This window comes from Mycobacterium bourgelatii, from assembly GCF_010723575.1.
GTDB classification, from domain to species: domain Bacteria; phylum Actinomycetota; class Actinomycetes; order Mycobacteriales; family Mycobacteriaceae; genus Mycobacterium; species Mycobacterium bourgelatii.
The window spans coordinates 691,586-718,199 of the sequence record NZ_BLKZ01000001.1; the positions used below are offsets into that span (position 1 = coordinate 691,586).

The window sequence follows — 26,614 nt, forward strand, 5'->3', positions numbered from 1 at the left end:
CCATGGCAGACCTGAAGATCACCCAGGTGCGCAGCACCATCGGTGCGCGCTGGAAGCAGCGCGAGACCCTGCGCACACTGGGTCTGCGAAAGATCCGGCACTCGGTGATCCGCGAGGACAACGCACAGACCCGCGGGCTCATCGCGGTGGTTAGCCACCTCGTCGAGGTGGAGGAGGCCAAGTGACTATCAAGCTGCACGACCTGAAGCCCGCACGCGGGTCGAAGACCCCGCGCACCCGCGTCGGTCGCGGTGAGGGCTCCAAGGGCAAGACCGCGGGCCGCGGTACCAAGGGGACCCGGGCCCGCAAGAATGTGCCGGTGACCTTCGAGGGTGGGCAGATGCCCATCCACATGCGGCTGCCGAAGCTCAAGGGTTTCCGTAACCGCTTCCGCACCGAGTACGAGGTCGTCAACGTCGGTGACATCAACCGGCTGTTCCCGGAGGGCGGCACCGTCGGTGTCGACGAGCTGGTGGCCAAAGGCGCCGTCCGCAAGAACTCTCTGGTGAAGGTCCTCGGTGACGGCAAGCTGACCGTGAACGTCGCGGTGACCGCGCACAAGTTCAGCGGCAGCGCGCGCGAGAAGATCACTGCCGCCGGCGGCTCGGCCACCGAGCTGTAGTTCTCCGCCGAGCAAACGCAAGAGCCCCGGTTTCGTGCCCGAAACTGGGGCTTTCGCGTCTGTGCGGCATTAGGTGAGGCGCGGAATCACTTCTGCGGCCAGGCGTTCCATTTGCTCACGGTCTTCCGCGACCGTGGCCCCAACGGGATTGAGTAGCAGCATCTGCGCGCCCGCGGAGACGACGTCCTGCAGCCCGCGGACCACGTCGTCGGGGGTACCCGACACCGACACCGACTCGATACCGGACATTTTGCCGTAGATGCGACGCAGTCCGGCCATCACCCGTTCGCGGGCCCGGTCGGCGTCGTGGTCGATCATCAGATAGACGCGTTTGCCGATCGTGAAGGTCGCGGGGTCTTTGCCCTGGGCGGCGAGTTCGCGGCGCACGGTCAGCACGGCGGCGGCGAAATCAGCGGTCGTCGAGGACCCCGCGCCCATGAACCCATCACCGTGGCGCACCGCCCGGGCCAGCGCTTTAGGCGCGTGCGCCCCGAACCAGATCGGCGGATGCGGTCGCTGCACCGGTTTGGGTTGGATGGGCAGGTCGTCGACATCACGGAACCGGCCGTGGAAGGTCACCCGCGGTTCGTCCGACCAGGCCGCCTTCATCAATCGCAGCCCCTCGGTGAAGTAGCTGACGTAGCTGTCCTTGTCGACCCCGAAGGCGGCGAATTTGCGACGACCACCCCCGGGTGCGACGCCTACGTCCAGTCGGCCGTGGCTGAGCCGGTCGATGGTGGTGACGGCCGAGGCCAGTTGCAGCGGATCGTGCAGCGACGTCACCAGCACAGCAACGCCCAGACGCAACCGTTGCGTGCAGGCCGCCGAATAGGCCAACAGCTCCAGCGGCGCCAACAGCGGTGTATCGCCGATGATCTGCTCGAGTGTCCACCCGCCTTCGAAACCGAGCTCCTCGGCGCGGGTGAGATACGAGCGAAGTCCTTCGATGTCGAAGCCGGCAGGGCCGTTTGGGGTCCCGGAATCGAGCTGGGGGATCGAAATGGAAAACCTCACGCTGACCACGGTACGGCGGCCGATCGGTAGGCTGGCTTATTATGTTTGCCTTTCTGGATTTTCTGCCGGGTGTAGACGACGTGCGCGCCTTGGCCACTCGCGTCGACACGGCGCGTCACCACGGCATACCCAACGGCTGCGTGCTCGAGCTCAACCTGCGGTCCATGCCACCGGAGACGACGAGCTTTGACCCGTTCACCCTGTTCTCCGGTGGTGACAGGCAGATATCACTGCGCGCCGCGGTCGCGGCGATTCACCGCGCCGCCGAGGATCCGCGCGTCGCTGGACTGATTGCCCGCGTCCAGCTTCCACCTTCCCCGGCCGCGGCCGTTCAGGAGTTACGGGAGGCCATCGCGGCGTTCAGCGCGGTCAAGCCGTCGCTGGCCTGGGCCGAAACCTACCCGGGCACCCTGTCCTACTACCTGGCGTCGGCTTTCCGCGAGATCTGGGTGCAGCCCTCGGGTGAGGTGGGGCTGGTCGGTTTCGCCGGCACCGCGATGTTCCTGCGCGACGCGCTGAACAAGGCGGGCATCGAGGCGCAGTTCATCGCCAAGGGCGAATACAAGTCTGCCGCAAATGTTTTCACCGAAGACGGCTTTACCGAGGCGCACCGTGAAGCCGTCACCCGGATGTTGGAGAGTCTGCAGGAGCAGGTTTGGCAGGCCGTTGCGAAGTCGCGCAACCTCGATGTCGCCGTTCTTGACGAACTGGCCGACCGGGCGCCGCTGTTGCGGGACGACGCGGTGTCTTCCGGCCTGGTCGACCGCATCGGATTCCGCGACGAAGCCTACTTCCGGATCGCGGAGTTGACTGGTGCAAAAGATATTTCACCGGAGTCGATCGACACCGACGACAAGCTGCCGCGAATATCTCTGGCGCGCTACGCCAGTTCAGCCCGATCTAGGCTGGCGCCGCCGGTGCCGTCGGTGCCCGGGCGCAAGTCCAAGCCGACGATCGCGGTCGTCACCGTCGAAGGTGCGATCGTCAACGGGCGAGGTGGGCCGAAAGGTCTACCGATCGGCCCCTCGAACGCCGGTGGTGACACCATTGCCGCTGCCCTACGCGAGGTAGCGGCCGAGGAGTCGGTGTCGGCCGTCGTGCTGCGGGTGGACAGTCCCGGCGGCTCGGTCACGGCATCGGAAACGATCTGGCGCGAGGTGAAACGGGCACGCCAGCGCGGCAAGCCGGTGGTGGCGTCGATGGGTTCCGTCGCGGCGTCCGGTGGCTACTACGTCTCCGTGGCCGCCGATGCGATCGTGGCGAATCCGGGCACCATCACCGGATCGATCGGGGTGATCACCGGCAAGCTGGTGGTGCGCGATCTGAAGGACCGCCTGGGGGTCGCGTCAGATACGGTGCGCACCAACGCCAATGCCGACGCCTGGTCCATCGACACGCCGTTCACGCCGGAACAACAGGCGCGCCGGGAGGCCGAGGCGGACCTGTTCTACAACGACTTCGTCCAGCGTGTCGCCGAAGGCCGCAACCTGAGCGTGGAAGCCGTCGATGCCGTGGCGCGTGGCCGGGTCTGGACCGGAGCCGACGCCCTCGAACGCGGCTTGGTGGACGAGCTCGGTGGCTTTCGTACCGCGTTGCGCCGGGCGAAGATACTGGCCGGGTTGGATGAGGACACCGAGGTTCGCCTCGTGGGTGTGCCGGGCCCGTCGCTGTTCGATCTGGTGCGACCGCGAATTTCGGTGGAGGCCTTGGTGACCCGCTCGATCGCCGGGCTCATCGGTCAGGTGGAGGAGACACTCAGCGGCGCCAATGTGCTGTGGCTGGGGGAGTCGCGCTTCTAACCAGTGCGTCAGCCGTGATACGCGGCGCTGATGAAGATGATCTCGCCCAGCGGGTCGTCGTCTTCCGACGCGGGAACAGGGATGCCGTTGCGCTCGAACAGCTCAGTGCGCGTGACACCCTCGACGTCCCAACCCTTGGCGCGCAGATAGTCGACGACGTGGTTGCGCTCGCCGGGGTACACCAACGACGCCATGTCGATGTCCAGGCCAAACTCGCGGAACGAGCTGCTCATCTCCCGCGCCCGGTCGACATCGAAATCGACTATGCCAGGCACGAATTCGGTCGCAATGGTACTCCCGGGAGCACTGAGCGCGGTGATGTTGTCGAACAACCGGTCCTGGGCCTCGGGCGGCAGGTAGATCAGCAGGCCTTCGGCCAACCAGGCCGTCGGCGCCGTAGCGTCCAGGCCGGCCTCCTGCAGCGCCGTCGGCCAATCGCCGCGCAGATCGATGGGGATCGCGCGCCTGGTCGCGGTGGGCTCGGCGCCGATACCTGCCAAAGTCGTTGTCTTGAACTCGATCACTTTCGGCTGGTCGAGTTCGTAGACAACGGTCCCCTCCGGCCACGGCAGCCGGTAGGCGCGGGCATCCAACCCGGAAGCCAATATCACCGCCTGCCGTATGCCCCCATTGGTGGCGTTGACAAAGTAGTCGTCGAAGTACTTGGTGCGCACCGCCATTCCATCGATCATCGCCTGTGCGCGAGCCGGGGAACTGTTGTCGAACGCCGCGAGATCCAGCTCCCCATCCATCATCTTGATGAAGAAATCCACGCCGACCGCACGCACCAGCGGGTCGGCGTAGGGGTCGTTGATCAAGCCGCGAGGATCTTTGGTCGCCATTGCGCGACCGGACGCGACCAGCGTCGCCGTGACGCCGACGCTGGACGCCAGATCCCAGTTGTCGTCGTGAGTGCGTGCCATGAACGTAACCTTATGCGGGCCCGCTATCCGGTCCGCTTGTCGGTTAGCGTGCCGCTCACGTAGAACAGGTCGGGCATCGGCACGTCTTCCTCCTCGATGGGGGGAAGGCCGTTCGCGGCCAACAGGTCCCGAGCGTTGTTCTCGGTCAGCGACCATCCGTGGTCGGCCAGGTAGGCAGCGGCTTCGTTGCGGTCGCCGAAGTACACCAGCCCGGTCATGTCGAAATCGAAACCTTGCGAGCGCCACCGCTCGGAGATGTGCTTCATGCGCTCTTTCATCCGCTCCTCGTGGTCGGGATCGATATTGCGGATGCTTTCGGTGGCGATCCGGCTGCCCGGTGCACTGAGTTCGGTGATCGTGTCCAACAGCCGATCCTGGGCTTCCGGCGGCAGGTAACCCAGCAGGCCTTCGGCGCTCCACGCGGTCGGTTGGCTCGGGTCGAACCCGGCCGCCCGGAGCGCGGCGGGCCAGTCCTCACGCAGGTCGACGGCGACCGTGCGACGGTCGGCGGTGGGGGAGGCGTTGAGTTCAGCCAGGGTGCGAGACTTGAACTCGATCACCTTCGGCTGGTCGATCTCGTAGACGACAGTCCCCGCGGGCCAGTCCAACCGGTAGGCGCGCGAATCGAGCCCCGAAGCCAGGATGACAGCCTGTCTGATGCCGGCGCCGGTCGCGTCGAGGAAGAACTCGTCGAAGAACTTGGTGCGGATGGCCATGTTGTCGGCCATGCGGGCCATCGAGGTATTCGGGCGATCCGCATCGTCGATCTCCGCGGGCGTCAACTCCCCGGTCGCCAACCGGGTGAGCATGTCGACGCCCACCGCCCGGACCAGCGGTTCGGCGAACGGGTCGCTGATCAGTGCGTTTTCGGCCCGGGTCGCGACCGCGCGGGCCGCCGCGACCATTGTCGCGGTGACTCCGACGCTGGATGCCAGGTCCCAGGTGTCGCCCTCATATCTCACGGTGCCGCTGGCCGCCATGTACTGCCCCCATCCTTTGACGCTGATACTTAGCCAACATAACGAGCAAGCGGGCGCAATTAGTTCCAACTCGGGTCGATCCGTGGCTACCTTGATGGGCATGTCGCAAACCATTCCGAGCGGAGGCGCCTTTCAGGCCGCCGGCAAGCGGGTCCTCATCACGGGCGCCTCGTCGGGCGTCGGAGCCGCGCTGGCCAGGCAGTTGGCCGCGCAAGGCGCTGTGGTGGGGCTGATTGCACGTCGACAGGACAGGCTGGCCGATGTCCTGGCCGACTGCCAAAGGAACTCGCCGGACTCGCAAATGTGGGTTGCCGATCTGGCCGACTCATCCAAGGATGGCCCGCTGGCGTTGCAAGCCTGGCATGGCTTGCGAGGTATCGATGTGTTGGTGAACAACGCGGCCATCCCGAAGCGGCGCTCGGTGACAGAGCTCAATGTCGTCGACGTGGAGACCGTGATGCGGGTCAATTTCACCGCACCAATGCGGCTGACCATGGCCCTGCTACCGCGGATGCTGGCGCGCCGTTCGGGCCTGATCGTCAACGTCGCGAGTGTGGCCGGCCGGATGGGCATACTCCACGAATCTGCGTACTGTGCCAGTAAATTCGCGCTTTGTGGGTGGAGCGAAGCGATCGCGGCGGACCTCGTGGGCACCGGAGTATCGGTGAAGCTGATCCAGCCGGGCCCGGTTGACACCGAGATCTGGGATCAGCCAGACAACGACGAGCCGTTGTATCAAGGCCCCAAGGTGGCGCCCGAGGAGGTGGCCGCGGGCATCATCGCCGCGATGGGCAGCGACCGGTTCGAGCACTACCTGCCCGATCTGAAGGCGGTCGTTGACGCCAAGAACGCCGACCTCGACACCTTCATCGCCGGCGTTGCCGCCATGGCCACCAAGCCGAGCGGCGACAGGCATTGACGTTCCGATGAAGGCCCAATGAATGCGGCGTGCAACCGGAACCCTTCGAGGTTGATGATGACGCCAACCCGCTGGCCGAAGAATGTGCGCCGCACCCAACGCGCATTGGAAGAAGTGCCCGACCCTAGCCGGAACGGATGGCTCGATAGTAGGCGAGTTGTCCGAATACGCGGTGCCGTTGGGTGGCGACCTGTGTGCACTCGAATCCCGCCTCACCAAACAACCGGGGGATAGCGTCCCCGAGGTTCCCGGCGGTGAGGTGGCTGTGCCGCATGAACCGCGACGCGAGGCCGCCGCGCTCGGCCGCGTCGCCGCCGATGTCGACCAGGTGTAGTCGGCCGCCTGGACGCAGCACCCGGAAAACCTCTGCGGCCGCATCGGCCTTCGCATCGCTGTCCAGATGGTGCAGCATCATCGACGACAGCACCCGGTCGAATTCCCCGTCGGCAAACGGCAAGCGTTGGGCGTAGGCGCGCTCGAAGCGGATCCCGCTGAGCCCGCGCACCTTTCGCTGCGCCCGACGCAACGCCAACGGATCCGGGTCGCTGCCGATCACTTCCGCCGCGGGCTGGGAACGCTTGGCGCGAATCGTGAGATTACCAGTGCCGCAGCCGATTTCCAGAACGCTCTGACCGGGGGCGAGTTCGGCCTGCTCGATGAGCTTCCGGTAGACGCCGTTGAAGCCCATGAGGCGCGCGAGCAAGTCGTAACCGGGCAGGAACGCGTCGTGGCCGGCGGCCGGCAGATAGTCATGTGGATGATGTTTGGTCATACTATCCATGTTTACTCGTAGCACTGCTGAGTAATTGGGTGATTATTGCGAATACTTGGACTATCTTCGACTAGGTGACACAAGCGGCTCGGCTCATCCGCTACCGCGGTGGCGTGCCGGTGTATCAATACCGCACCGACCCGGACATACCCCCGGTCTCGGTACACCGACGACGCAGCGGCGACGCCGACGACCTCGCGGAGCGCGGGCGGCACATCCATCACTTCCCGGCCCTGTGGTACGTCCCCGCCGCCGGGCAGGTCTACGTCGCGGCCGCTGGTGCGGTGCTCGACCCCGCTCGGATGAACCAGCTGGATGAGGGGGTCGCGGTGTTCTTCGACCCCGCCGCTCTAGGCGAAGACGCCCGGTCACCGTGGCCGGCGTGGCGGGCGCATCCGCTACTTTTCCCGTTCTTGCACGGACATTCTGGGGGGATGCTGCGCTTGGACGTGCCCCTGGCACGCCGAGCGACTTGGGACAACGCGATCCGATCGATCGAAACCGAGCTGGCCGGGGGAGAGGAAGGCTACCGACAGGCCGCGCTGGCGCATCTGACGCTGCTGCTGATCGAACTCGCGCGCTTGGCGCGCGACGTGGTGGACGATCTTCGGCGTAGCGGAGAACCGCTACTGGCCGACGTTTTCGCCGTGATCGACCGTCGGCTCGGTGAACGGCTGTCGCTGCGTGACGTGGCCCGCGACCTCGGCGTGACGCCAGGACACCTGACTACCGTCGTGCGGCGGCGCACCGGCCGCACCGTCGGCGATTGGATCATCGAACGTCGGATGGCCGAGGCTCGCGGCTTGCTGGCCGCAACGGATCTACCGGTCGCGGAGGTGGCCAGCCGGGTCGGGATCGCCGATCCCGGATACTTCAGCAGGCTCTTCAGCCGGACGCACGGCCTCTCGCCGCGGCAATGGCGTATCAGGCAGGGCTGACGCTGATTGACGGAGGCCTCCGAACGCTGCTCTAATCAGAACACTGTTCGAATTCGGCCACTGTTCGAAAGTGGGGATGGCGACCCATGGAGGCTGCGTCCACGGCACCGGTGCTGCGCTACGGCGCGCTGGATCGCGCGCACCTGACCAAGCACCTTTACCAACTGGCGAAGCGCGTCGGCGTCGATCGGGTCACCATGCGCGCGCTGGCGGCCGAGGCCGGTACGGCTCCGTCATCGGTCTACTACCACGTGCGCGACAAGCGTGAATTGCTCGATTTGCTGATCGAATCGGTGCTCGCTCAAATCGAGGTGCCGCAAAAAGGGGATTGGGAAACGCGGTTGATCGCGCTGTACACCAACGCTCGAAAAGTGCTCGTCGACGTGCCGGGAATCGCCACCCTGCTGCAGGAACACCCGCACACGGCCGCGGCCACCGAGATGGACCGAGCGGCACGCGCCATCCTGGGCGAATGCGGCCTGCGGAAAAGGCAATTCGAAGCGGCGCACGCAGCCTTGTACATCCACCTGCTGGGTTCGGTGCAGCTCGCGCAGAGCGACTGGGCATTCGGATACGGGTTGCGCCTGATCCTCGGGGGCCTGCGTAATGTGATGGCGGAGAACTCATGACCAACACGGCCGTTGACCTCGCGCAGCCGGCGATCTGGGCGTCCCGATTCCCCGACGATCTGTTTGCCGAACTGCGGGCGCAGACCCCGGTCTTCCACCAGCGACTCACCGACGACGTGAAATCGGCGGTGGGACGCGAATTCTGGGTGTGCACCAAACACGCCGACGTTGCCCGGGTGCACCGGGATTACGAATCGTTCACCGCGACCCGCGGCCCGTTGATCCAAGACGTGCCGTTGTTCGACGCCTATCCGGCCATCGTGAGCCTGGACCCGCCCGATCACACCGTGCGCCGCAGGGTCATCACGCGCGCGTTCACCCCGCGGGCGGTGGCCAAATTGGAGGACGGCATTCGCCACCGCGCGAAGGCGTTGGCCGGCGCATTGCTGGAGGCCGGCGGCGGAGATTTCGTGGATCTGGCTGCCGGGCTGCCCATCTCGGTGATTGGTGACATTGTGGGCATCCCGGAATCGGACCGGCCGCACGTGTTCAGCCTGATCGAGTTGGTGGTGAAAACCACGGGCGGACAGATGTTGGTGCCCGACGGAGGCGACGTCAAGCCCTTCCTGGAGTTGTTCCAGTACGCCAGCGCGCTGACCGCCCGCAAACGTGAGCATCCCGAGGACGACATCTGGAGCGTGTTGTGCACCACCAAGATCACGGACCCATCGGGTGAGAGCTTCCTACTCCCGTCCAACGAACTTGAGATCTTCTTTTTCGTTCTCGGGTTGGCGGGCGCGGACACCACGCGAAATGCGTTGTGCGACGGCATCCGGGCCTTTGTGGCCAACCCGGATCAGATCGCGATTTATCGGTCCGAGCCTGGGGCGCGGCACACGGCGGTCGAAGAGGTGATCCGGTATTCCACGCCCATCATGTTCTGGGTGCGGGGCGCAACCAAGGACGTCGTGTTGGGGGACACGATGATCCCCGAGGGCGCGCGCGTGGTGACGATGTTGCGCTCGGCGAACCGCGACGAGGATGTGTTCGAGGATCCCTACCGCTTCGACATCCGGCGGGATCCCAACCCACACCAGTCATTCGGCGGCGGCGGTGCCCATCACTGCCTGGGCGCGATGCTGGCGCGCGCCGAGGTCAGGGCCGCGCTTGACGAAATCCTGTTGCACACCAACGACATCGAGATCGGCGAGCCGACCATGACGTTGCCCAACCTGACCAACAACATGACCGTCTACGACTCACTGCCGATCCGCCTGTAGCGGCTCGATGTCTAGCCACTGATCGACGTCGAAGTGGTCGTCGACGGCGCGCAGCCTCGCGCCGCCACGACCGGGATAGTGCGCGGGGATGACGGTGGCCCCGGCGCGTGCGGCCTCGGTGAAGATGCGGTGGCGGGTGGCCGCCGCCGCGGATGCGTCGATGTCGAAGGCGCACGCGTCGCCGGGTCGACGCACCTGCAGCGGGCTGTGCGTGAGGTCGCCGACGAAGACCGCCGGCTCGCCCGCGTCCAGCCACAGCACCGACGAACCGGGCGTGTGTCCCGGCGCCAGTCGCAGTCGTAGCGACGGGCTGATCTGGTAGTCATCGGACCATTGCACGACCTGTCCCGCCTCGTCGACCGGTACGACGCTGTCCTCGAACACCAACCGATCGCCGCGCCGCGCGAGTTCCTCTTGTTCGTTGCGCGGCGACTGACGCGCGGCGGTCCCGTCTGGGTGAAAGTGTTGGTAGTCGGGTGCGGGCACCAGGTAGCGGGCGTTGGGAAACGTCGGCACCCATGCGCCGTTCTCCAGCATCGTGTTCCACCCGACGTGGTCGGAGTGGACGTGGGTGTTGATCACCACGTCGACGGCGTTGCGGTTCACGCCCGCCGACCGCAACGCATTGAGGAACCCGGTCCGCAGGTGATCCAACGGCGGCATGTGCGGGCGCGAGCGGTCATTCCCGACACCGGTATCCACCACCACGGTCAGCCCGTCGACCTCGATGACCCAGCTCTGGATCGCGACGTGCCACAGGTTGGCGTCGGGATCGAAGAAGTCCGGAACCAAGAGGTCGGCGTGGTCGCGCCAACCCGATGGAGGCGTGTGCGGGAAGGTGCGGGTCGGCAGGTCGAAGCGCAGCTCCAGCACCCGGGTGACGCTGGCGCGCCCCATCTGGATTCGGTTCATGCTTGGCTCGGTGTTGGTTAGGTGTTGGCGCGCAGGTAGCTGTAGACGCCGGCAAAGTTCCGGTTGACGTCCTCCGGAATCGGCACCGGTCCACCGATTGCCCTTGCGCCCCAGACTATTTGGGCGGTGCGTTCGACCAGTGCGGTGATGTGCATGACCTTGTCCGGGCGGGGGCCTACCGCCACCAGGCCGTGGTTGGCGATCAACGCGGCGCCGCGGCCCTCCAGCGCCTTGACCGCGTTCACCCCGACGTCGGGCGTGCCAGACCCGGCGTACTCGGTGCAGCGCACGTCCCCGCCGCAGAAGACGGCGAACTCGTCCACACAGGCGGGGATCGGCTGATGGGCGATGGCGAACATGGTCGCCCACACCGGATGGCTGTGGATCACGCTGCCGATGTCGTCGAATGCGCGGTAGCACGCCAGATGCAACTGCATCTCGGTCGACGGCATGCGACCTTCTTTGGCTTGCAGCACAGCGCCGTCCGGATCCACCAGGACCAGATCGTCGAGGGTCATGTCGGCATAGTCGACCGACGAGGGCGTGATGACCAGATTGCCGTCGGAGCGCCGGGCCGAGATGTTGCCGGCCGTGCCCTCGACGAGACCGCGACGCAGCATGTCTTTGGCCGCGGCCAGCACTGCTGTCTCCGGGTTTTCCACGAATTTCATCAGCCCAGCACCTCCGGGTTGAGGATATGGACGGGCGCGTTGCCCGTCAGCAGCGCCTCCAGATCGTCGGCAACCTGCTGCGCCTGCCGTGCCTCAGTGTTCCACGTGGCCCCGCCGATGTGCGGGGTCAGTACGACGTTGCTCATTCCCACCAGCGGGTGGTCGGTGGGTAGCCATTCGCCGACGAAGTGATCCAGTCCGGCCGCGGCGACCTTGCCAGAGCGCAACGCTTCGACCAGCGCATCAGTGTCGTGCAGCTGAGCGCGCGCGGTGTTGAGGAAGACGACGCCGTCACGCATGGCGTCGAACTGCTCGGCACCGATCATGCCGACGGTGTCGTCGGTGACCGGCGCATGCAGCGACACGACGTCGGACTCGCCCAGCAGCTCGTCCAGGCTGTGCCGGGCCTCGTCGTTGTACGGATCATGCGCGATCACCCGCATGCCCAATCCGGACAGCCGCCACCGCGTCGCGCGGCCGACGGCGCCCAGGCCCACCAGGCCGGCGGTGAGCCCGTTGATCTCCCACCCGCGGAACCGCTGGTAAGGGATGGAGCCGTCGCGAAAGATGTTGCCGGACCGCACGTCGGCGTCGGCTGTCACGACGTGGCGGGTGACCGACAGCAACAGCGCCACGGTCAACTCGGCCACCGCGTCGGCGTTGCGGGCCGGAGTGTTCAGCACCGGGATGCCGGCGGCGGTCGCGGCGGCGATGTCGACGTTGTTGGGGTCCCCGCGGGTTGCGGCGATCGCGCGCAGACCTAGTTCCAACACCGGGCCTTTGACCGAATCGCTCTCCACCACAACGATTTCAGCTGATTCTGCGGCGACCCGCTCGGCCAGTTGCTCGGCACTGTAGATGCGCAACGACTTCTGATCGTGCTCACTTATCCAGGGGTCGTACACCACGTCGGTCAACTGCCGGAGTTTGGCGAATCCCGGCCCTCGTAACGGGGCCGTCACCAGAGCGCGCGGTCGAGGAGTCACGTACGCCAATGCTGGCGTACCGTTGCCCGCGTGTCACGCACTGATGTCACACTCGGCATCGACATCGGGACCACCGCGGTCAAAGCGGTAGCCGCCGACGAAGACGGTCGCGTGACGGCGCGGGCGCGGGTTGCGCACCAAGTGCGCGTGCCGCGGCCCGACCAACTCGAGCACGACGCCGAGGAGGCCTGGCGCCGGGCGCCGCTCGCGGCCGTGGAACGGTTGGCCGAATCACGGCCGAGCGCCGTGGCGGTGTCCGCGATGGTGCCCTCGATGACCGCCGTGGACAACGACGGACGGCCACTCACCCCGGGGCTGCTGTACGGCGACAGCCGGGGCTGGGCGCCGGGCGTCGCCGCGGTCGAACAGCCGCTCCCAGCCGTGGGCGAGGCCACCGAGTTTCTCCGCTGGACTGCTGCCCAGGCGCCGGGCGCGGCCGGCTACTGGCCGGCGCCCGCGGTGGCCAACCACGCCCTCGGCGGCCAAGCGGTGATCGATTTCGCAACCGCGATCACGACACTCCCCCTGTTCGACGGGACCGCCTGGAATGCGGCGGCATGCGCCGATTGCGGTGTAACCGTTGACCAAATGCCCCGGGTGGAGAAATTCGGCGCGGCTGTGGGAGAGGTGCGCACCACCGGTTCGGTGCTGGCGGTGGGAGCGATCGACGCCCTCTGTGAACAACTGGTCGCCGGTGCCGACAACGAGGGCGATGTGCTGGTGCTGTGCGGCACCACGCTGCTCGTGTGGACGACCATCGCCGGGGTGCGGCAGGTGCCCGGCCTGTGGACCATCCCGCACACGCTGCCCGGCCTGAGCAAGATCGGCGGCGCCAGCAACGCCGGCGGATTGTTCCTCGATTGGGTCAATCGAGTTGTGGCGCCGGGTGTTTCGCGGGAGCTCGATCCGAAGCGGGTGCCGGTGTGGCTGCCCTACATTCGTGGCGAGCGCACGCCGTTTCACGATCCGCACCGCCGGGCAGCGCTGCACGGGCTGGACCTCACGCACGACGGCACGTCGTTGCGCCGCGCCGCCTACGAGGCATCGGCCTTCGTGGTGCGACAGCTCATCGAGTTGAGCGGGGCGCCGGTGGCGCGCATCGTCGCCTCCGGTGGAGGCACCCACGTGCAGCCCTGGATACAGGCCATCGCGGATGTGACCGGCAGACCGGTGGAAGTGTCCGCCGTCGCCGAAGGTGCCGCGTTGGGGGCGGCCTTTCTGGCTCGGATGGCGGTCGGCCTGGAATCGTCGATCACCGACGCCGCGCGATGGGCCCGCATCGGCCGCACGGTCGAACCTCAGCCGGGCTGGGTGAGCGCGACCAAGGACCGCTATCACCGGTTCCTGGAACTCAGTGGATCGAGGCTGGCTTGACGATCGTTGCGCGGCGGCGGGTACGGCGTTCTACGCTAGTGCAATGACCGACCACGACCAGACCGCTGTTCGTCGAGAGATTGCCGATGCTCTGCTCGCCGCGCTGGAGCGCCGGCATGAGGTGGCCGACGTGATTGTCGAAGCCAAGAACAAGGCCGCCGCGGTGGAAGAGATCGTGCGGCTGCTCGGCACGTCCCACGTCGCCGCCGAGGCGGTGATGAGTATGTCGTTCGATCAGCTGACCCAGGATGCGCGCGCCAAGGTCCTTGCCGAACTAGAGGATTTGAACAAGCAATTGAGCTTCGCGCTCGGGGAACGACCCGCAAGTTCGGGCGAGACCCTGGAGTTGCGCGCGTTCTCGCCCGCCGAGGACCGTGACATCTTCGCGGCGCGCACCGAGGACATGAAGGCGGCCGGCGACGGATCGGGTCGAGCCGCCGGGTCGGTCGATGACGAGATCAAGGCTGCGATCAAGCGATTGCACGACGAAGAAGCCGCGTGGTTCGTGGCCATCGATTCCGGTCAAAAGGTCGGATTGGTGTTCGGCGAACTTCTGCAGGGCGAAGTGAATGTTCGGATTTGGATCCATCCGGATCACCGCAAGAAGGGTTACGGCACTGCCGCTCTGCGTGCTTCGCGCGCGGAGATGGCATGGGCCTTTCCCGCCGTCCCGATGGTCGTGCGCGCACCGGCGGCCAAGCCCAGCTAGACCTGCGCCCTCACCTGAGGTTACCGGTCCGGCCGGCGTGGAAGCCATTGTGCCCCTTAGCGAAACGGGGTGGTCGCGTCTTGCTGACTCGGTACGCTCCCGCATCCATTGGGGCTGAGCCGGATTGATTTCGCAGGCACCCGATCCCGGAGTCCCTCCCGCCGGGTAGCTGGTGCGCTGGATGTTCGCCATGGGAGACACCTTGGCTGCCAATGTGTTTGGACCATCGACCGACCCGGGGGGTCCTAACTCTTGGTCGCGGTGACCGCGACGATGTTGCGCAACTGGCCCGTCTCTTCGTCGGGGAACACGCGGCCGTAGTCGGTGAACAGGTCCCGGCGCGCCCGAGTGCTGACTTCCCAGCCATGGCCAGTCAGGTATTCGACGACGTTGCTGCGTTCGCCGTCGTAGAACAGCCCCGACATGTCGATGTCGCAGCCCAAGTTCGCCCAGCGCCGGCTGAACTCCCGCGCACGTTCGCTCATGGTCGTCGAGGTGTCGGGATTGAACTCGGTGGCCACCCGGCTCCCGGGTGCGCTCAGCTCGGTGATGTTGTCGAAGAGCCGGTCCTGGGCTTCGGGCGGTAGATACATCAGCAAGCCTTCCGCGCTCCAAGCGGAGGGTCTTCCGGGGTCGAAACCGTGGCGCCGCAAGGCGGCGGGCCAGTCGTCGCGCAGATCGATGCTGACCGTTTTCCGGTGGACCGACGGCACTGCGCCCTGCCGTGACATGGCTTCGTTCTTAAAGGCGATCACCTCGGGCTGGTCGACCTCATAGACCACCGTGCCGCGCCGCCACGACAGCCGGTATGCCCGGGCATCGAGACCGGCGGCCAGGATCACCGACTGGCGGACGCCGTCCCCGGCAGCGGCGAGGAAGAATTCGTCAAAGAAGCGGGTGCGGACGGCCATTGAATCCGTCATCAACTGCAGGTCGCGTTCGGTGCCCTCGACCCGCTCGCCGTCGACCAGGCGGGTGAAGTAGTCCAGGCCCACCGCGCGCACCAGCGGCGCCGCGAACGGGTCGTTGATCACCGGGTCGGCATCCTCGGAGGCCAACGCGCGGGCGGCCGCGACCATGGTGGCCGTCGCACCCACGCTGGAAGCCAGATCCCAGGTGTCTTGGTCACTGCGGGTCATGGGGTCTCCCGACCTTCCTTCTGTATTTAGGGCTGTATTTAGGGCGGCTTTGGGAGCCGTCAACGACTTAGGTCAGCTCGGCCCAGACGTAGGCCACCCGGCCGAACGGGGCATCGTCGCCGTCGATCGGAGGCAGTCCGTGTTCGGCCAGCAGCTCGGCGTCATCGGCGGTGACGGTCCGCCAACCGTGGTCGCCAAGATAGGAAGCCGCGTCCCTGCGTTGGTCGAAATACACCAGCGCCGCCATGTCGAGTTCCAGGCCGTGCCGTCGCCACCGGTCGGAAACACGATTCATGCGGCCCCGGAGTTCCTCTTCGTTCAGCTCGTTGATGTCGAGCAGGCCTTCGGTGGCGACCCGGCTGCCCTTCGCGCTCTGGGCGGTGACCTGGTCGAGCAGCCGGTCCTGGGCTTCGGCCGGCAGATAGCCCAACAGGCCCTCGGCGATCCAGGCTGTGGGCTGGGTGGCGTCGAAACCGGCGGCCTTCAGCGCGGCGGGCCAGTCGTCCCGCAGGTCAACCGCCACCGTCCGGCGGTCCGCCGTGGGGCTCACCCCCAGGTCGGTCAGCGTCGCGGTCTTGAAGGCGATCACTTCGGGTTGATCGACCTCGAAGACGGTCGTGCCGGCCGGCCAGGCCAGCCGGAAGGCGCGCGAATCGAGGCCGGCCGCCAGGATGACCGCCTGCCGGATGCCCGCGGCCACCGCGTCCGTAAAGAAGTCGTCGAAGAACCGGGTGCGTAGCGCCATCGCGTCGGCGAAGCTGCGCAACCCCCTGGCCTCGTCGTCGTCCATCTCCGCCGGGTCCAGTTCACCGCTGGCCATCCGGGTGAAGAAGTCGACGCCCACCGCGCGCACCAGCGGCTCGGCGAACTGATCGTGCGCCACCGCGTCGGGATTTCGATTCGCTGCGGCACGGGCGGCGGCGACCATGGTGGCCGTCAAACCCACACTCGATGCCAGGTCCCAGGTATCGCCCTCAAACCGCGCGCTGCCCACTTGCGTCATTTATGCCCCTGACGTGTCGTAATCCATTAATTAGCAAATATAATGAAGCGCACACGGGGCCGTCAGCCTGGCGGGCTGGGAAAGACCTGTGCAAACTAGCTGTTAGTCTCGTACACGATTTGACGCGCTGGAATTGGTCGGGCCGTACGTCCTGGCCTGCGGGAGTGGGCGCGTGATGCAGGAATACCCCCGCTTCGCAGGAGGAAGATTTGCTTTCGGCTTTCATCTCATCGCTGCGAACAGCCGACCTCAGACGGAAGATCCTCTTCACGCTCAGCATCGTCATTCTGTATCGCGTCGGCGCGTCGCTGCCGTCGCCCGGCGTCAATTTCAAGAACGTTCAGCAGTGCATTAACGAGGTCAGCGGCGGCGAGGCCGGACAGATCTACTCGCTGATCAACCTGTTTTCCGGCGGCGCCCTGCTGAAACTGACGGTTTTCGCGGTGGGCGTCATGCCCTACATCACCGCCAGCATCATCACCCAGCTGCTCACGGTGGTCATTCCCCGCTTTGAAGAGCTGCGGAAAGAAGGTCAGGCCGGCCAGGCCAAGATGACGCAGTACACGCGGTATCTGGCCATCGCGCTGGCCATCCTGCAGGCCACCAGCATCGTGGCCCTGGCCGCAAATGGCGGGCTGTTGCAGGGCTGCACGCAGGACATCATCGCCGACCAGAGCATCTTCACCCTCGTCGTCATCGTGCTGGTGATGACGGCGGGAGCCGCCCTGGTGATGTGGATGGGCGAGCTGATCACCGAGCGCGGCATCGGAAACGGCATGTCGCTGCTGATCTTCGTCGGCATCGCGGCCCGCATCCCGGCCGAAGGCAACCAGATCCTGGAGAGCCGCGGCGGGTTCACCTTCGCCGCGGTCTGCTTGGCCACGCTGATCATCATCGTCGGCGTGGTGTTCGTTGAGCAGGGTCAACGCCGTATCCCGGTGCAATACGCCAAGCGCATGGTGGGCCGGCGGATGTACGGCGGAACCTCGACGTACCTGCCGCTCAAGGTCAACCAGGCCGGCGTTATCCCGGTGATCTTCGCCTCATCATTGATCTACATTCCGCATCTGATCACGCAACTGGTCCGCAGTGGCAGCGGCGGCGTCGGCAACAGCTGGTGGGACAAATTCGTCAACACCTACCTGACCGACCCCAGCAACCTGGGTTACATCGCCATCTACTTCGGGCTGATCATCTTCTTCACCTACTTCTACGTGTCAATCACGTTCAACCCCGACGAACGCGCTGACGAAATGAAGAAGTTCGGCGGCTTCATCCCCGGAATCCGCCCGGGCCGTCCGACGGCCGACTATCTGCGTTTCGTGCTAAGCCGAATCACCCTGCCGGGCTCGATCTATCTGGGCGTTATCGCTGTGTTGCCGAACCTGTTCCTGCAGATTGGCAACACCGGCGGGATCCAGAACCTACCCTTCGGGGGTACCGCGGTTCTGATCATGATCGGCGTCGGTTTGGATACGGTCAAACAGATCGAGAGTCAGCTCATGCAGCGCAACTACGAAGGGTTCCTTAAGTGAGAATCGTTTTGCTGGGCCCGCCCGGAGCGGGGAAGGGAACGCAAGCCCAGAAGCTGGCCGAGAAGCTCGACATCCCACATATCTCCACCGGGGACCTCTTCCGACACAACATCCAAGAGGGCACCAAGCTCGGTCTCGAGGCCAAGCGCTATTTGGACGCCGGGGACCTGGTGCCCGCGGAACTGACCAACGAACTCGTCGACGACCGGCTCAACAATCCCGACGCGGCCAACGGCTTCATCCTGGACGGCTACCCGCGCTCGGTGGAACAAGCCAAGGCCCTGCACGACATGCTCCAACGCCGGGGCTGCGACCTCGATGCGGTGGTGGAGTTCCGGGTTTCCGACGAAGAGCTGCTGAAGCGGCTCAAGAGCCGGGGCCGCGCCGACGACACCGAAGAGGTCATCCTCAACCGGATGAAGGTCTATCAGGCTGAGACAGCGCCGCTGCTGGACTACTACAGCGACGAGCTGAAGACCGTCGACGCCGTCGGATCCCTCGACGAGGTCTTCGCACGCGCGTTGCAAGCACTGGGCAAGTAGCCGTGCGTGCCCTGGCACGGCTGCGGGGCCGCAAAGCCGTACCACAACGCACACCCGGCGAACTCGACGCGATGGCGGCCGCCGGTGCGGTGGTGGCCACCGCGCTGCAGGCGGTCCGGAACGCCGCGGAGGCCGGGGTGTCCACCCTGAGTTTGGATGAAATCGCCGAGTCGGTGATCCGCGAAGCGGGCGCCATTCCGTCGTTTCTCGGCTATCACGGGTATCCGGCGTCGATCTGCGCGTCGGTCAACGACCGGGTGGTCCACGGCATCCCGTCGGCCACCGAGGTGCTGGCCCCCGGAGACCTGGTATCCATCGACTGTGGCGCCGTGCTGGACGGCTGGCACGGTGATGCGGCCATCACCTTTGGGATCGGCAACCTCATCCCGGTGGACGAAGCGCTCTCGCAGGCCACCAAGGAATCCCTGGAGGCCGGCATTGCTGCGATGGTCGTCGGCAACCGGTTGAGCGACGTCTCCCATGCCATCGAGACCGGCACCCGTGCCGCCGAGGCCCGCTATGGACGCTCGTTCGGGATCGTGGACGGCTACGGCGGCCACGGCATCGGCCGCCAGATGCACATGGACCCGTTCCTGCCCAACGAGGGCTCTCCCGGGCGCGGCCCGCTGCTGGCCCCGGGCTCGGTGCTGGCCATCGAGCCGATGCTCACGCTGGGGACGGCCAAGACGGTGGTGCTCGAAGACAAGTGGACGGTCAAGACGGCCGACGGGTCCCGGGCGGCGCATTGGGAGCACACCGTGGCGGTGACCGAGGACGGGCCGCGCATACTGACCCTGGCGTGACACTAGCTTTGCCGATCACCAGGCACGATTGAACTAATCGCCTAGTCGACTCGTGTCACTTAGCGGAGGTGGTCGAGTGGCTGAGGTAGCCGGCGGAGCGGCTGCAGAAGCCGCACTGATGAAGGCGCTCTACGACGAGCATGCCGCGGTTTTGTGGCGTTACGCGCTGCGTTTGACGGGCGATACGGCCCACGCCGAGGACGTTGTCCAGGAGACGCTGCTGCGGGCGTGGCAACACCCGGAAGTTATCAACGACACACAACGGTCGGCGCGGGCCTGGTTGTTCACAGTGGCGCGCAACATGATCATCGACGATCGACGCAGCCCGCGGTTTCGCAATGTCGTCGCATCGACCGACGTAGATGGTGCACCGGAGCAGTCCACCCCGGACGAGGTGAATGCCGCGCTGGACCGGCTGCTGATCGCTGATGCGATAGCCCAGCTGTCCGCGGAGCACCGGGCCGTGATCATCCGTTCGTACTACCGCGGCTGGACGACCGCCCAGATCGCAACGGATCTTGAAATCGCGGAAGGAACAGTGAAGTCGCGCCTACACTATGCGGTGCGGGCGTTGCGGCTCACTCTGCAGGAACACGGAGTCACAAGATGACACCCCAACAGCCCATCCGGGTGGTCATCGGCTCCGAACACTTAAGGGGTGACGGGAGATGGACGACATGACGACGCCGCTGCGTGGTCTTGGCCCGCCGGTGGACCACAGCTACGCGACGTGGGACGCCGCGTATGTGCTCGGGTCGCTGTCGGCGACCGAGCGGCGCGAATATGAGACGCACATGGCCGACTGCGCGGCATGCCGGGCCGCTGTCGCCGAGATGAGCGGTGTGCCCGGTCTGCTTGCGAAGTTGAGCCGCGAAGACGTGGCCGAGATCGACGAGTCCTTCTGCGCCGCCGGCGTTGGCCCGGCGTCACCGCCGGTATCACCTACCTTGCTGCCGTCACTGCTGGACGCGGTGCGCAGACGGCGTCGGCGTACTCGGGTGGTGGCCTGGGTCGCCTCGGCCGCGGCCGCCGTGGTGCTGACGCTCGGCGTATTCGTCGGCGTGCAGGGGTTCTCGACACCGGCGCACGAGGTGACGGTGTCGGCGCAACCAATGGCGCAGGTCGGGACGTCGCTGCTGGCCTCGACGGTCTCGGTCACCGGCCAGCATTGGGGCACATTCATCAACCTGAAGTGTGTCTGCCTGGCACCGCCGGACGCGCCGCACGACACGTTGGCCATGGTGGTCGTCGGTCGCGACGGCAGCCAATCCCGGTTGGCGACGTGGGTCGCGGCACCAGGCCATACCGCGACACCGGCCGGAAGCACCGCGCTGCCAGTCGACCAGATCGCCGCCGTGCAAGTGGTTTCCGCTGACACGGGCAAGGTGTTGTTGGAGCGCTCACTGTAGCTTCCTGAACGGGCGGTGAACCTTAGGTCTCAGCCCGTCGTGTTACATACATGCCCAGGAAGCACCGGGTGGTCGACCACATCGTCGGGTACCTCGCCGAAATGGGAGTCGACCACGTCTTTGGTGTGGACGGCGCCAACATCGAAGATCTCTACGACGCAGTGCATTTCCAGTCGTCGATCACCGCGGTGTTGGCCAAGCACGAGTTCTCCGCCGCCACCATGGCCGACGGCTACAGCCGCAGCGGAGCCGGTCTGGGCGTGGTGATGGCCACCTCCGGTGGCGGCGCCCTGAATCTGGTCGCGGGACTGGGCGAGTCGTTGGCAAGCCGTGTTCCGGTGTTGGCGTTGGTAGGTCAACCCGCCACCGCGATGGACGGTCGGGGCAGCTTCCAGGACACCAGCGGCCGCAACGGGGCGCTGAACGCCGAGGCGGTGTTCTCGGCGGTGTCGGTCTGGTGCCGACGGGTGCTCGCGCCGGCCGACATCATCTCCGCCCTGCCTCGCGCCATTGCCGCGGCACGCGCCGGTGGTCCAGCGGTGCTGTTGCTGCCCAAGGATATTCAGCAGGACTATGTCGAGATCGGATACGCCGGCGAACGCCCGCCCGAGCGACAGCCGCCGGGCGACCCGATAACGATCGTGCCGGTACTGCGCAATGCCGGCGGCCCGGTCACCATCATCGCGGGCGAACAGGTCGCCCGGGACGACGCCAGGGCGGAGCTCGAAGCGCTGAGAGCGGTGTTGCGGGCACGCGTCGCAACGGTTCCCGACGCCAAAGATGCCGCCGCCGCAACGGGTTTCGGGTCGCCGGCGCCGCTGGGGGTGACCGGCGTGATGGGTCACCCCACCGTGGGCGAAGCGCTGGCCGCCAGCGCGGTGTGTCTCGTCGTCGGGACCCGGCTGTCGGTGACCGCACGCGCCGGGCTGGAGGAGGCGTTGGCGTCGGTGCGGACGATGTCGATCGGGTCCGTGCCGCCGTATGTCGCCTGCACTCACGTGCACACCGAGGATCTGCGCGGCTCATTGCGGATGCTGACCGACGCGCTTTCGGAAGCGATGGCCGAACGACGTGCGTCCAACGGCTGTAACGTGCCCTCCGGTCAGACCTATAGCGCGCCCGAACTGTGCGGTGACAGCGAACTGACGACGCCACCTTCGACCGCTCCGGGAGTGCGCTACCGCGACGCCATGACGGTGCTGGACGGTGTGCTGCCCGACGGCACCGACATCGTCGTCGACGCCGGCAACACCGGCGCGGCCGCGATCCACTACCTACCGGCTCGCCGGGGCGGCAGGTTCGCGGTCGCGCTCGGGATGGGCGGCATGGGGTACAGCTTCGGCGCCGGCATCGGGATGGCGTTCGGCCGCGCGAACAGTGGCCGGCCCGGCGGCCGTACCGTCGTAATCGCCGGGGACGGCGCGTTTTTCATGCATGGCACCGAGGTACACACCGCCGTCCAGTACCACCTGCCGATCACCTTTGTCTTGTTCAACAACAACGCCCACGCCATGTGCGTGACCCGCGAACAACTGTTCTACGAAGACCTCTACAGCTACAACCGATTTCGGGCGAGCAAATTGGGCGCCGGTCTGGCCGCGATGTTCCCCGGACTTGCCTCCGTCGACGTGGCCGACCTCGATCACTTTACCGACGTATTGCGGACGGCGTTGGGCATCGATGGGCCTGCGGTGGTGAGCGTCGAGTGCGCCGCCGACGAGATTCCGCCGTTCGCACCGTTTCTCGCTCGCGCAACCGAAAAGGAGAACCAAGACGATGTCAGTGAAAGCATGGAAAGCACTGCCAGCGCTTGAGGATATCGACGGTTCGCTCGACGGCGTGATCCGCGTCGAGACCACCCCTCGCGAGCGGGCCACCCCGATCATCATGGAGATGATGCGGTCGGTGTATCCACACGACCTAGTCTTCGGCGAGTACTGCACCGTCAACGATTTCATCGATTGCCCACCCGATGAGTTGTTCGCCTATATGGCCGACACGCGCAGCCTGGAGGAGTGGACCTACAGCCTGCGCGGGTTCACCACCACCGACGAACCCGGCCTGTGGCTGGCCCATGACCGGCTCGGTTCGGAGACCGAGATCTACACTCGCACCTTGGCCAACAAGCAGGCCCGAACCGTCGACTATCACTGCGCCTGGGATCAGGGTGAGCACCTGTGGATGATCTATTTGATGCGGGTCATCGACGCGCAGTTGGTGCTCAACAAGCCCGGTTCCGTTGTGCTGTGGACCAATTGTCATCACCCGTTCTACGACAGCAACCCCTACCCGGAGACCGCACCGCCGCAGCGCCCGGTGTGGGTCGGCGACTTCTGGGACATGTTCGGTGCCGGCCATCTGCTGGAACTGCAGAACCTCAAGGCCATTGCGGAATACCGGTACCGCAACGGTCTGCCCGTCACTCCAGACTGGATGAGGTGACACAGTGAACCCAGCCACCGTCAGCCTGACCGACGTATCCACCTACCTGCCGGGCGAACCGATCGGCGCGGACTACTACGCGCAGTTCGCCGAATCGGACGACCTGCGAGACAATCTCATGTTTCGTGCGCCGGAGTTTCGTCATCACATCGCCCAAGACGAGAGCGCCGTCGACATGGTCGAACGCGCCGCGCAGGGGTTGATCGAACGCCACGGCCGCGACGTGATCGAGGGCGCCGACGTGTTGATCACCCACACTCAGGTACCGGACATGGCGTTCTACGGCGAGGGTGGTGGCATCGCGCACCGACTGGGCATGCGCCCGTCATGGGTGCTCGACCTGCACAACGGGGGCTGCGGCGCATTTGTCTTGGCGCTCAACGTCGCCCGCAAGCTGCTGGCGACGGGTGACGGTCGCACCGCGGTGATCGCCATCGCCCAGAATGCCGCGGGAGAGTTTTTCGATCAGCCCGGGATCCGTCGCAAGGTGCAGTCGGCCGTTCCCGGCGACGGCGCAGCGGTCGGCTTGGTGACGCTGTCGGACCAGTCGCCGATTCTGGGTATCGAATGCCGCACCTACGGGCAATACGCCGGCGAGATGACGCTCTCCTTCGACCCGCCCCGCAAATGGTGGCAGGCCGGTCCCGGCGAGGGCAGCATCGGCTTCACCGACAGCAAGATCACCAAGGTGCTGGCCCGGGGCAACCGGCTGGTACCCGAAGTGGCCCTTGCCGTCTGCGATCGGATCGGCGTGCGTTCCAAGGACATCGACCTGTTCGTCAGCAACCAGCCCAATCGGGCGTTCCTGCGCAACTGGCGCGATGCGCTCGAGTTACCCAAGGAACGCCACCAGGACACGTTCGACGAGTGCGGCAACCTGTTCGGTGCCGGCATTCCGGTGAACCTGGACCGTGCCATATCGAGCGGCCGCGTCAAGAACGGCGATGTGATCCTGATGGCCGCATTCGCGCATGCCGGTGACTTCGCCGGCGCCGCAGCCGTCCGCTGGGGCGGGCGACCCTGATGCAACCCGTCCCAAGCGGGGTCGACGCCGGGATGCACGGTGTGCTGCCGCACGCGATAGATCCGTTTGCGTTGTCGCTCAACGAAATGCCGTTCCCGCCGCTGCCGGCGGTCCGGACGGCCTTGATCCGCTCGGTCGACGCGGCCAACCGCTACCCGGAGCTGCTGCCAGAACAACTGCGCCGATTGATTGCCGGTCATGCCGGAATCCACCCGACGCAGTCGGACCAGGTGGTGGTGGGTGCCGGTGCGACGGGCGTGATCCTGCAGGCGCTACACGCGCTGACCACACCGGGCGACAGGATGGTCATGGCGGCCCCGACCTTCGACGGATATCCGATCTTTGCCGAGATGGCACGGCTGGTCGCGGTGAAAGTCTCACTCGACGAGCACGGCCATCACGACCTCGACGCCCTGACCGACGCGGCGGCAGACGCGCGGGTGGTGGTCTTATGCCGACCGCACAACCCGACCGGCACCATCGAGCCCAGGGCCGCGGTGTTGAGGTTCTTGCGGCAGGTGCCGACGGACACCGTCGTGCTGCTGGACGAGGCGTACATCGAATTCGTCGCACCCGAGCATCGGCTCGACGTCTCGGAGTTGATCGGGCGATTCCCCAACGTGGTGGTGGTGCGAACCTTTTCCAAGGCGTACGGCCTGGCGGGATTGCGCATCGGCTACGGCCTCGCCTCCGTCGAACTTGCCCGGGCGCTACGGGCTCAGCAGCCACCCTTTGGCATCGCGATCACCGGCCTGTTCGCGGTCGCGGCCTCGTACGACGCCGAAGACCAACTGCTGCAACGTGTTCAGTTGATCACCGCCGAGCGGCGGTATCTGCGCAAGCGGCTGGGCGCACTGGGGATCTACACCACGGACGCGCACGCGAACTTCGTCTACCTGCCGTCGAGGGGTCGGCAGTGGGGCGGAGAGCTGACCGGGAACGGACTGCGCGTCCGGGTGTATCCCGACGGCGGTGCCCGCATCACCGTGGGCGGCCGGGCATCTACCCAGGCGGTGTTGGCCGCGGTCGGGAGGTCGGCTTGAAGGTTCTGGTTGTCGGCTCCGGCGTCGGCGGTGTTTCCGTCGCCCGGGGGTTGCTGCGCGACGGCCATGACGTCACGGTGTTCGAGCGGCGACCGGATGTGGAGGCGGGTGGGGGCGCCGTCACCATCTGGCCCAACGGGGAGACGGTGCTGGAGCAGCTCGGTGTCGACATGGCCGGAGCCGGCCAGTTGCTGTCCACCGTGCGGGTATTGACGTCCAGCGGCCGCGCACTCGCTACGTTTGATGTGTCTGAAATGGTGCGGCGCTGGGGTGCACCGGTTCGGATGGCCCCGCGCCGCGTCCTGCTCGAACGGCTACTGAAGGGCTTTCCCGCCGAACGTATCCGGTGCAACTCCCGGGCAATCGAGGTAGTCAGCGGGCACTCCGCCGGGCATGGCGTGCGGGTCGAGTTCGACGACGGTCGTTCGGCCGAGGGAGATCTGTTGATCGGTGCGGACGGCCTGCACTCGACGGTGCGGGCCGTGGTCGGCGGCCGGCGCGCGAAGCCGACCGGGTGGTGCAGTTGGCAGGGGTTGGTGACGCTGCCGGACCTCACGGAAAGGCATGTCGCCCAGGTGATTATCGGCGACCGTGGCAACACGGGGCTGTGGCCGGCCGGTGACTGCGACGTGCAGTGGTGGTTCGACCTGCCGTGGTCGCAGGACTTCGTCAGGCCGCAGCGCCCGATCGAGATGATCCGGTCCCACTTCGCCGGATGGTCCGAGCTGGTCGATCGAGTACTGGCCGCCCTCACGGACGACGACCTCGCGCCTTCGCCCTACCCGCACTTTCGCCACCCGATCCCCCCTCCGGCGCGCGGTGCGGTCACGCTGCTCGGCGACGCCGCGCACACCATGCCGCCGACCCTGGCCCAAGGGACCAATCAGGCGCTGCTCGACACGATGGTGCTGTGCAAGGCGATCTCGGACGTCGGCAACAACACCAACCCACACGACCTGTCCGCCGCGCTGCGCCGGTACGAAAGATCCAGGCGCCGCAGGGTCAGGGCGGTGTCCAAGGTGGCGTCGCTGCAGGTGTCGCACAGTGAATCGGTGCTCAAACCGGCAGCGATGATCTCCGACCGGCTCCACACCTGGGCGTTGCGGGCCTTTCTGAGTGGAACCAGTCACCGCCGGATGTCGGCGGAGATCAGCCGCGACCTGCTGTCCGGGGGCGTGCGGTGAGCGAGCGGGACGACCTGGTTCG

Annotated in this window: 28 protein-coding genes; 19 read left to right on the top strand and 9 right to left on the bottom strand. The window is 66.2% G+C overall.

The features are described from left to right. The first annotated feature begins 2 nt into the window (after positions 1–2). Both rpmD and rplO read left to right on the top strand, forming a co-directional pair. Complete coding sequence (rpmD, locus tag G6N68_RS03195) at positions 3–185, top strand: 50S ribosomal protein L30 (RefSeq protein WP_163707773.1); 183 nt, start codon at positions 3–5, stop codon at positions 183–185. Then, positions 182–622 carry a 50S ribosomal protein L15 gene (rplO, locus tag G6N68_RS03200; RefSeq protein ID WP_163707776.1) on the top strand — a complete coding sequence of 147 codons (441 nt, stop codon included), beginning with the start codon at positions 182–184 and terminating at the stop codon, positions 620–622. The genes rpmD and rplO overlap by 4 nt, the downstream gene beginning before the upstream one ends. 69 nt (positions 623–691) lie before the next feature. Here the strand turns inward: rplO and G6N68_RS03205 are convergent, their stop codons facing one another. Beyond that, on the bottom strand, positions 692–1,636 hold the full coding sequence (locus tag G6N68_RS03205; protein WP_163707779.1) for an LLM class flavin-dependent oxidoreductase: 945 nt from the start codon (positions 1,634–1,636) through the stop codon (positions 692–694). A 41-nt stretch (positions 1,637–1,677) separates the two neighbouring features. Between G6N68_RS03205 and sppA the strand changes: the two genes are divergently transcribed. Then, complete coding sequence (gene sppA / locus G6N68_RS03210) at positions 1,678–3,435, top strand: signal peptide peptidase SppA (RefSeq protein ID WP_163707782.1); 1,758 nt, start codon at positions 1,678–1,680, stop codon at positions 3,433–3,435. A gap of 8 nt (positions 3,436–3,443) precedes the next feature. On the opposite strand, the gene G6N68_RS03215 is transcribed toward sppA, so the two are convergent. Together G6N68_RS03215 and G6N68_RS03220 are read right to left on the bottom strand one after the other, a co-directional pair. Then, entirely contained in the window at positions 3,444–4,358 is a 915-nt protein-coding gene (locus G6N68_RS03215; protein WP_163707784.1) for a class I SAM-dependent methyltransferase, read from the bottom strand. A 23-nt stretch (positions 4,359–4,381) separates the two neighbouring features. After that, positions 4,382–5,338 carry a class I SAM-dependent methyltransferase gene (locus tag G6N68_RS03220; RefSeq protein ID WP_163707787.1) on the bottom strand — a complete coding sequence of 319 codons (957 nt, stop codon included), beginning with the start codon at positions 5,336–5,338 and terminating at the stop codon, positions 4,382–4,384. A 100-nt stretch (positions 5,339–5,438) separates the two neighbouring features. On the opposite strand from G6N68_RS03220, the gene G6N68_RS03225 reads away from it, so the two are divergent. Then, a complete protein-coding gene (locus G6N68_RS03225; RefSeq protein ID WP_163707790.1) occupies positions 5,439–6,257 on the top strand; it encodes an SDR family NAD(P)-dependent oxidoreductase in 819 nt (272 codons plus the stop codon). Positions 6,258–6,381: 124 nt separating this feature from the next. On the opposite strand, the gene G6N68_RS03230 is transcribed toward G6N68_RS03225, so the two are convergent. Then, positions 6,382–7,029 carry a class I SAM-dependent methyltransferase gene (locus tag G6N68_RS03230; RefSeq protein ID WP_371871528.1) on the bottom strand — a complete coding sequence of 216 codons (648 nt, stop codon included), beginning with the start codon at positions 7,027–7,029 and terminating at the stop codon, positions 6,382–6,384. A 74-nt stretch (positions 7,030–7,103) separates the two neighbouring features. Here G6N68_RS03230 and G6N68_RS03235 point away from each other — a divergent pair, with 74 nt between their 5' ends. The 3 genes from G6N68_RS03235 (at position 7,104) to G6N68_RS03245 (ending at position 9,816) form a co-directional block, all read left to right on the top strand. Then, positions 7,104–7,967, top strand: coding sequence for a helix-turn-helix transcriptional regulator (locus tag G6N68_RS03235; protein ID WP_163707796.1), 864 nt, complete (start codon positions 7,104–7,106; stop codon positions 7,965–7,967). 86 nt (positions 7,968–8,053) lie between these two features. Next, positions 8,054–8,596 (top strand): TetR/AcrR family transcriptional regulator, encoded by a 543-nt coding sequence (locus tag G6N68_RS03240; protein WP_163707799.1) that lies wholly within the window; start codon positions 8,054–8,056, stop codon positions 8,594–8,596. Then, positions 8,593–9,816, top strand: coding sequence for a cytochrome P450 (locus G6N68_RS03245; protein WP_163707802.1), 1,224 nt, complete (start codon positions 8,593–8,595; stop codon positions 9,814–9,816). The genes G6N68_RS03240 and G6N68_RS03245 overlap by 4 nt, the downstream gene beginning before the upstream one ends. Here G6N68_RS03245 and G6N68_RS03250 read toward each other — a convergent pair. Genes G6N68_RS03250 through G6N68_RS03260 form a run of 3 tightly spaced genes read right to left on the bottom strand, consistent with a single transcriptional unit; the run spans position 9,796 to position 12,385 of the window. Beyond that, a complete protein-coding gene (locus tag G6N68_RS03250) occupies positions 9,796–10,728 on the bottom strand; it encodes an MBL fold metallo-hydrolase (RefSeq protein WP_163707805.1) in 933 nt (310 codons plus the stop codon). The genes G6N68_RS03245 and G6N68_RS03250 overlap by 21 nt on opposite strands. Before the next feature lie 17 nt (positions 10,729–10,745). Next, positions 10,746–11,399 carry an L-fuculose-phosphate aldolase gene (locus G6N68_RS03255; RefSeq protein WP_163707809.1) on the bottom strand — a complete coding sequence of 218 codons (654 nt, stop codon included), beginning with the start codon at positions 11,397–11,399 and terminating at the stop codon, positions 10,746–10,748. After that, positions 11,399–12,385: an NAD(P)-dependent oxidoreductase gene (locus tag G6N68_RS03260; protein ID WP_163707811.1), complete on the bottom strand. Its 987-nt coding sequence runs from the start codon at positions 12,383–12,385 to the stop codon at positions 11,399–11,401. The genes G6N68_RS03255 and G6N68_RS03260 overlap by 1 nt, the downstream gene beginning before the upstream one ends. Before the next feature lie 30 nt (positions 12,386–12,415). Between G6N68_RS03260 and G6N68_RS03265 the strand changes: the two genes are divergently transcribed. After that, on the top strand, positions 12,416–13,759 hold the full coding sequence (locus G6N68_RS03265) for a xylulokinase (RefSeq protein ID WP_163707814.1): 1,344 nt from the start codon (positions 12,416–12,418) through the stop codon (positions 13,757–13,759). Between the two features lie 43 nt (positions 13,760–13,802). Next, a complete protein-coding gene (locus tag G6N68_RS03270) occupies positions 13,803–14,468 on the top strand; it encodes a GNAT family N-acetyltransferase (RefSeq protein ID WP_163707817.1) in 666 nt (221 codons plus the stop codon). 245 nt (positions 14,469–14,713) lie between these two features. Here G6N68_RS03270 and G6N68_RS03275 read toward each other — a convergent pair whose 3' ends face one another. Continuing rightward, complete coding sequence (locus G6N68_RS03275; protein ID WP_163707820.1) at positions 14,714–15,607, bottom strand: class I SAM-dependent methyltransferase; 894 nt, start codon at positions 15,605–15,607, stop codon at positions 14,714–14,716. A 67-nt stretch (positions 15,608–15,674) separates the two neighbouring features. Further along, on the bottom strand, positions 15,675–16,610 hold the full coding sequence (locus tag G6N68_RS03280; RefSeq protein WP_163707823.1) for a class I SAM-dependent methyltransferase: 936 nt from the start codon (positions 16,608–16,610) through the stop codon (positions 15,675–15,677). Positions 16,611–16,819: 209 nt separating this feature from the next. On the opposite strand from G6N68_RS03280, the gene secY reads away from it, so the two are divergent. The 10 genes from secY to G6N68_RS03325 all read left to right on the top strand — a co-directional run bounded on the left by secY (position 16,820) and on the right by G6N68_RS03325 (position 26,592). Further along, on the top strand, positions 16,820–18,145 hold the full coding sequence (gene secY / locus G6N68_RS03285; protein ID WP_163707826.1) for a preprotein translocase subunit SecY: 1,326 nt from the start codon (positions 16,820–16,822) through the stop codon (positions 18,143–18,145). Further along, positions 18,142–18,687 (top strand): adenylate kinase, encoded by a 546-nt coding sequence (locus G6N68_RS03290; RefSeq protein WP_163707830.1) that lies wholly within the window; start codon positions 18,142–18,144, stop codon positions 18,685–18,687. The genes secY and G6N68_RS03290 overlap by 4 nt, the downstream gene beginning before the upstream one ends. 2 nt (positions 18,688–18,689) lie before the next feature. Further along, complete coding sequence (gene map, locus G6N68_RS03295) at positions 18,690–19,490, top strand: type I methionyl aminopeptidase (protein ID WP_163707833.1); 801 nt, start codon at positions 18,690–18,692, stop codon at positions 19,488–19,490. A 76-nt stretch (positions 19,491–19,566) separates the two neighbouring features. Further along, positions 19,567–20,100 (top strand): sigma-70 family RNA polymerase sigma factor, encoded by a 534-nt coding sequence (locus tag G6N68_RS03300; protein ID WP_163707835.1) that lies wholly within the window; start codon positions 19,567–19,569, stop codon positions 20,098–20,100. Between the two features lie 58 nt (positions 20,101–20,158). Next, positions 20,159–20,899, top strand: coding sequence for an anti-sigma factor family protein (locus G6N68_RS03305; RefSeq protein WP_275899948.1), 741 nt, complete (start codon positions 20,159–20,161; stop codon positions 20,897–20,899). 50 nt (positions 20,900–20,949) lie between these two features. Then, entirely contained in the window at positions 20,950–22,713 is a 1,764-nt protein-coding gene (locus tag G6N68_RS03310; protein WP_163707838.1) for a thiamine pyrophosphate-binding protein, read from the top strand. Beyond that, positions 22,676–23,341: an SRPBCC family protein gene (locus tag G6N68_RS03315; protein WP_163707841.1), complete on the top strand. Its 666-nt coding sequence runs from the start codon at positions 22,676–22,678 to the stop codon at positions 23,339–23,341. The genes G6N68_RS03310 and G6N68_RS03315 overlap by 38 nt, the downstream gene beginning before the upstream one ends. Positions 23,342–23,345: 4 nt before the next feature. Further along, positions 23,346–24,365: a 3-oxoacyl-ACP synthase III family protein gene (locus tag G6N68_RS03320; protein WP_163707844.1), complete on the top strand. Its 1,020-nt coding sequence runs from the start codon at positions 23,346–23,348 to the stop codon at positions 24,363–24,365. Continuing rightward, complete coding sequence (locus G6N68_RS30480) at positions 24,365–25,408, top strand: pyridoxal phosphate-dependent aminotransferase (protein ID WP_240355348.1); 1,044 nt, start codon at positions 24,365–24,367, stop codon at positions 25,406–25,408. Before G6N68_RS03320 ends, G6N68_RS30480 begins: the two co-directional genes overlap by 1 nt. After that, a complete protein-coding gene (locus G6N68_RS03325; protein WP_240355349.1) occupies positions 25,405–26,592 on the top strand; it encodes an FAD-dependent oxidoreductase in 1,188 nt (395 codons plus the stop codon). Before G6N68_RS30480 ends, G6N68_RS03325 begins: the two co-directional genes overlap by 4 nt. Positions 26,593–26,614: the final 22 nt, after the last annotated feature.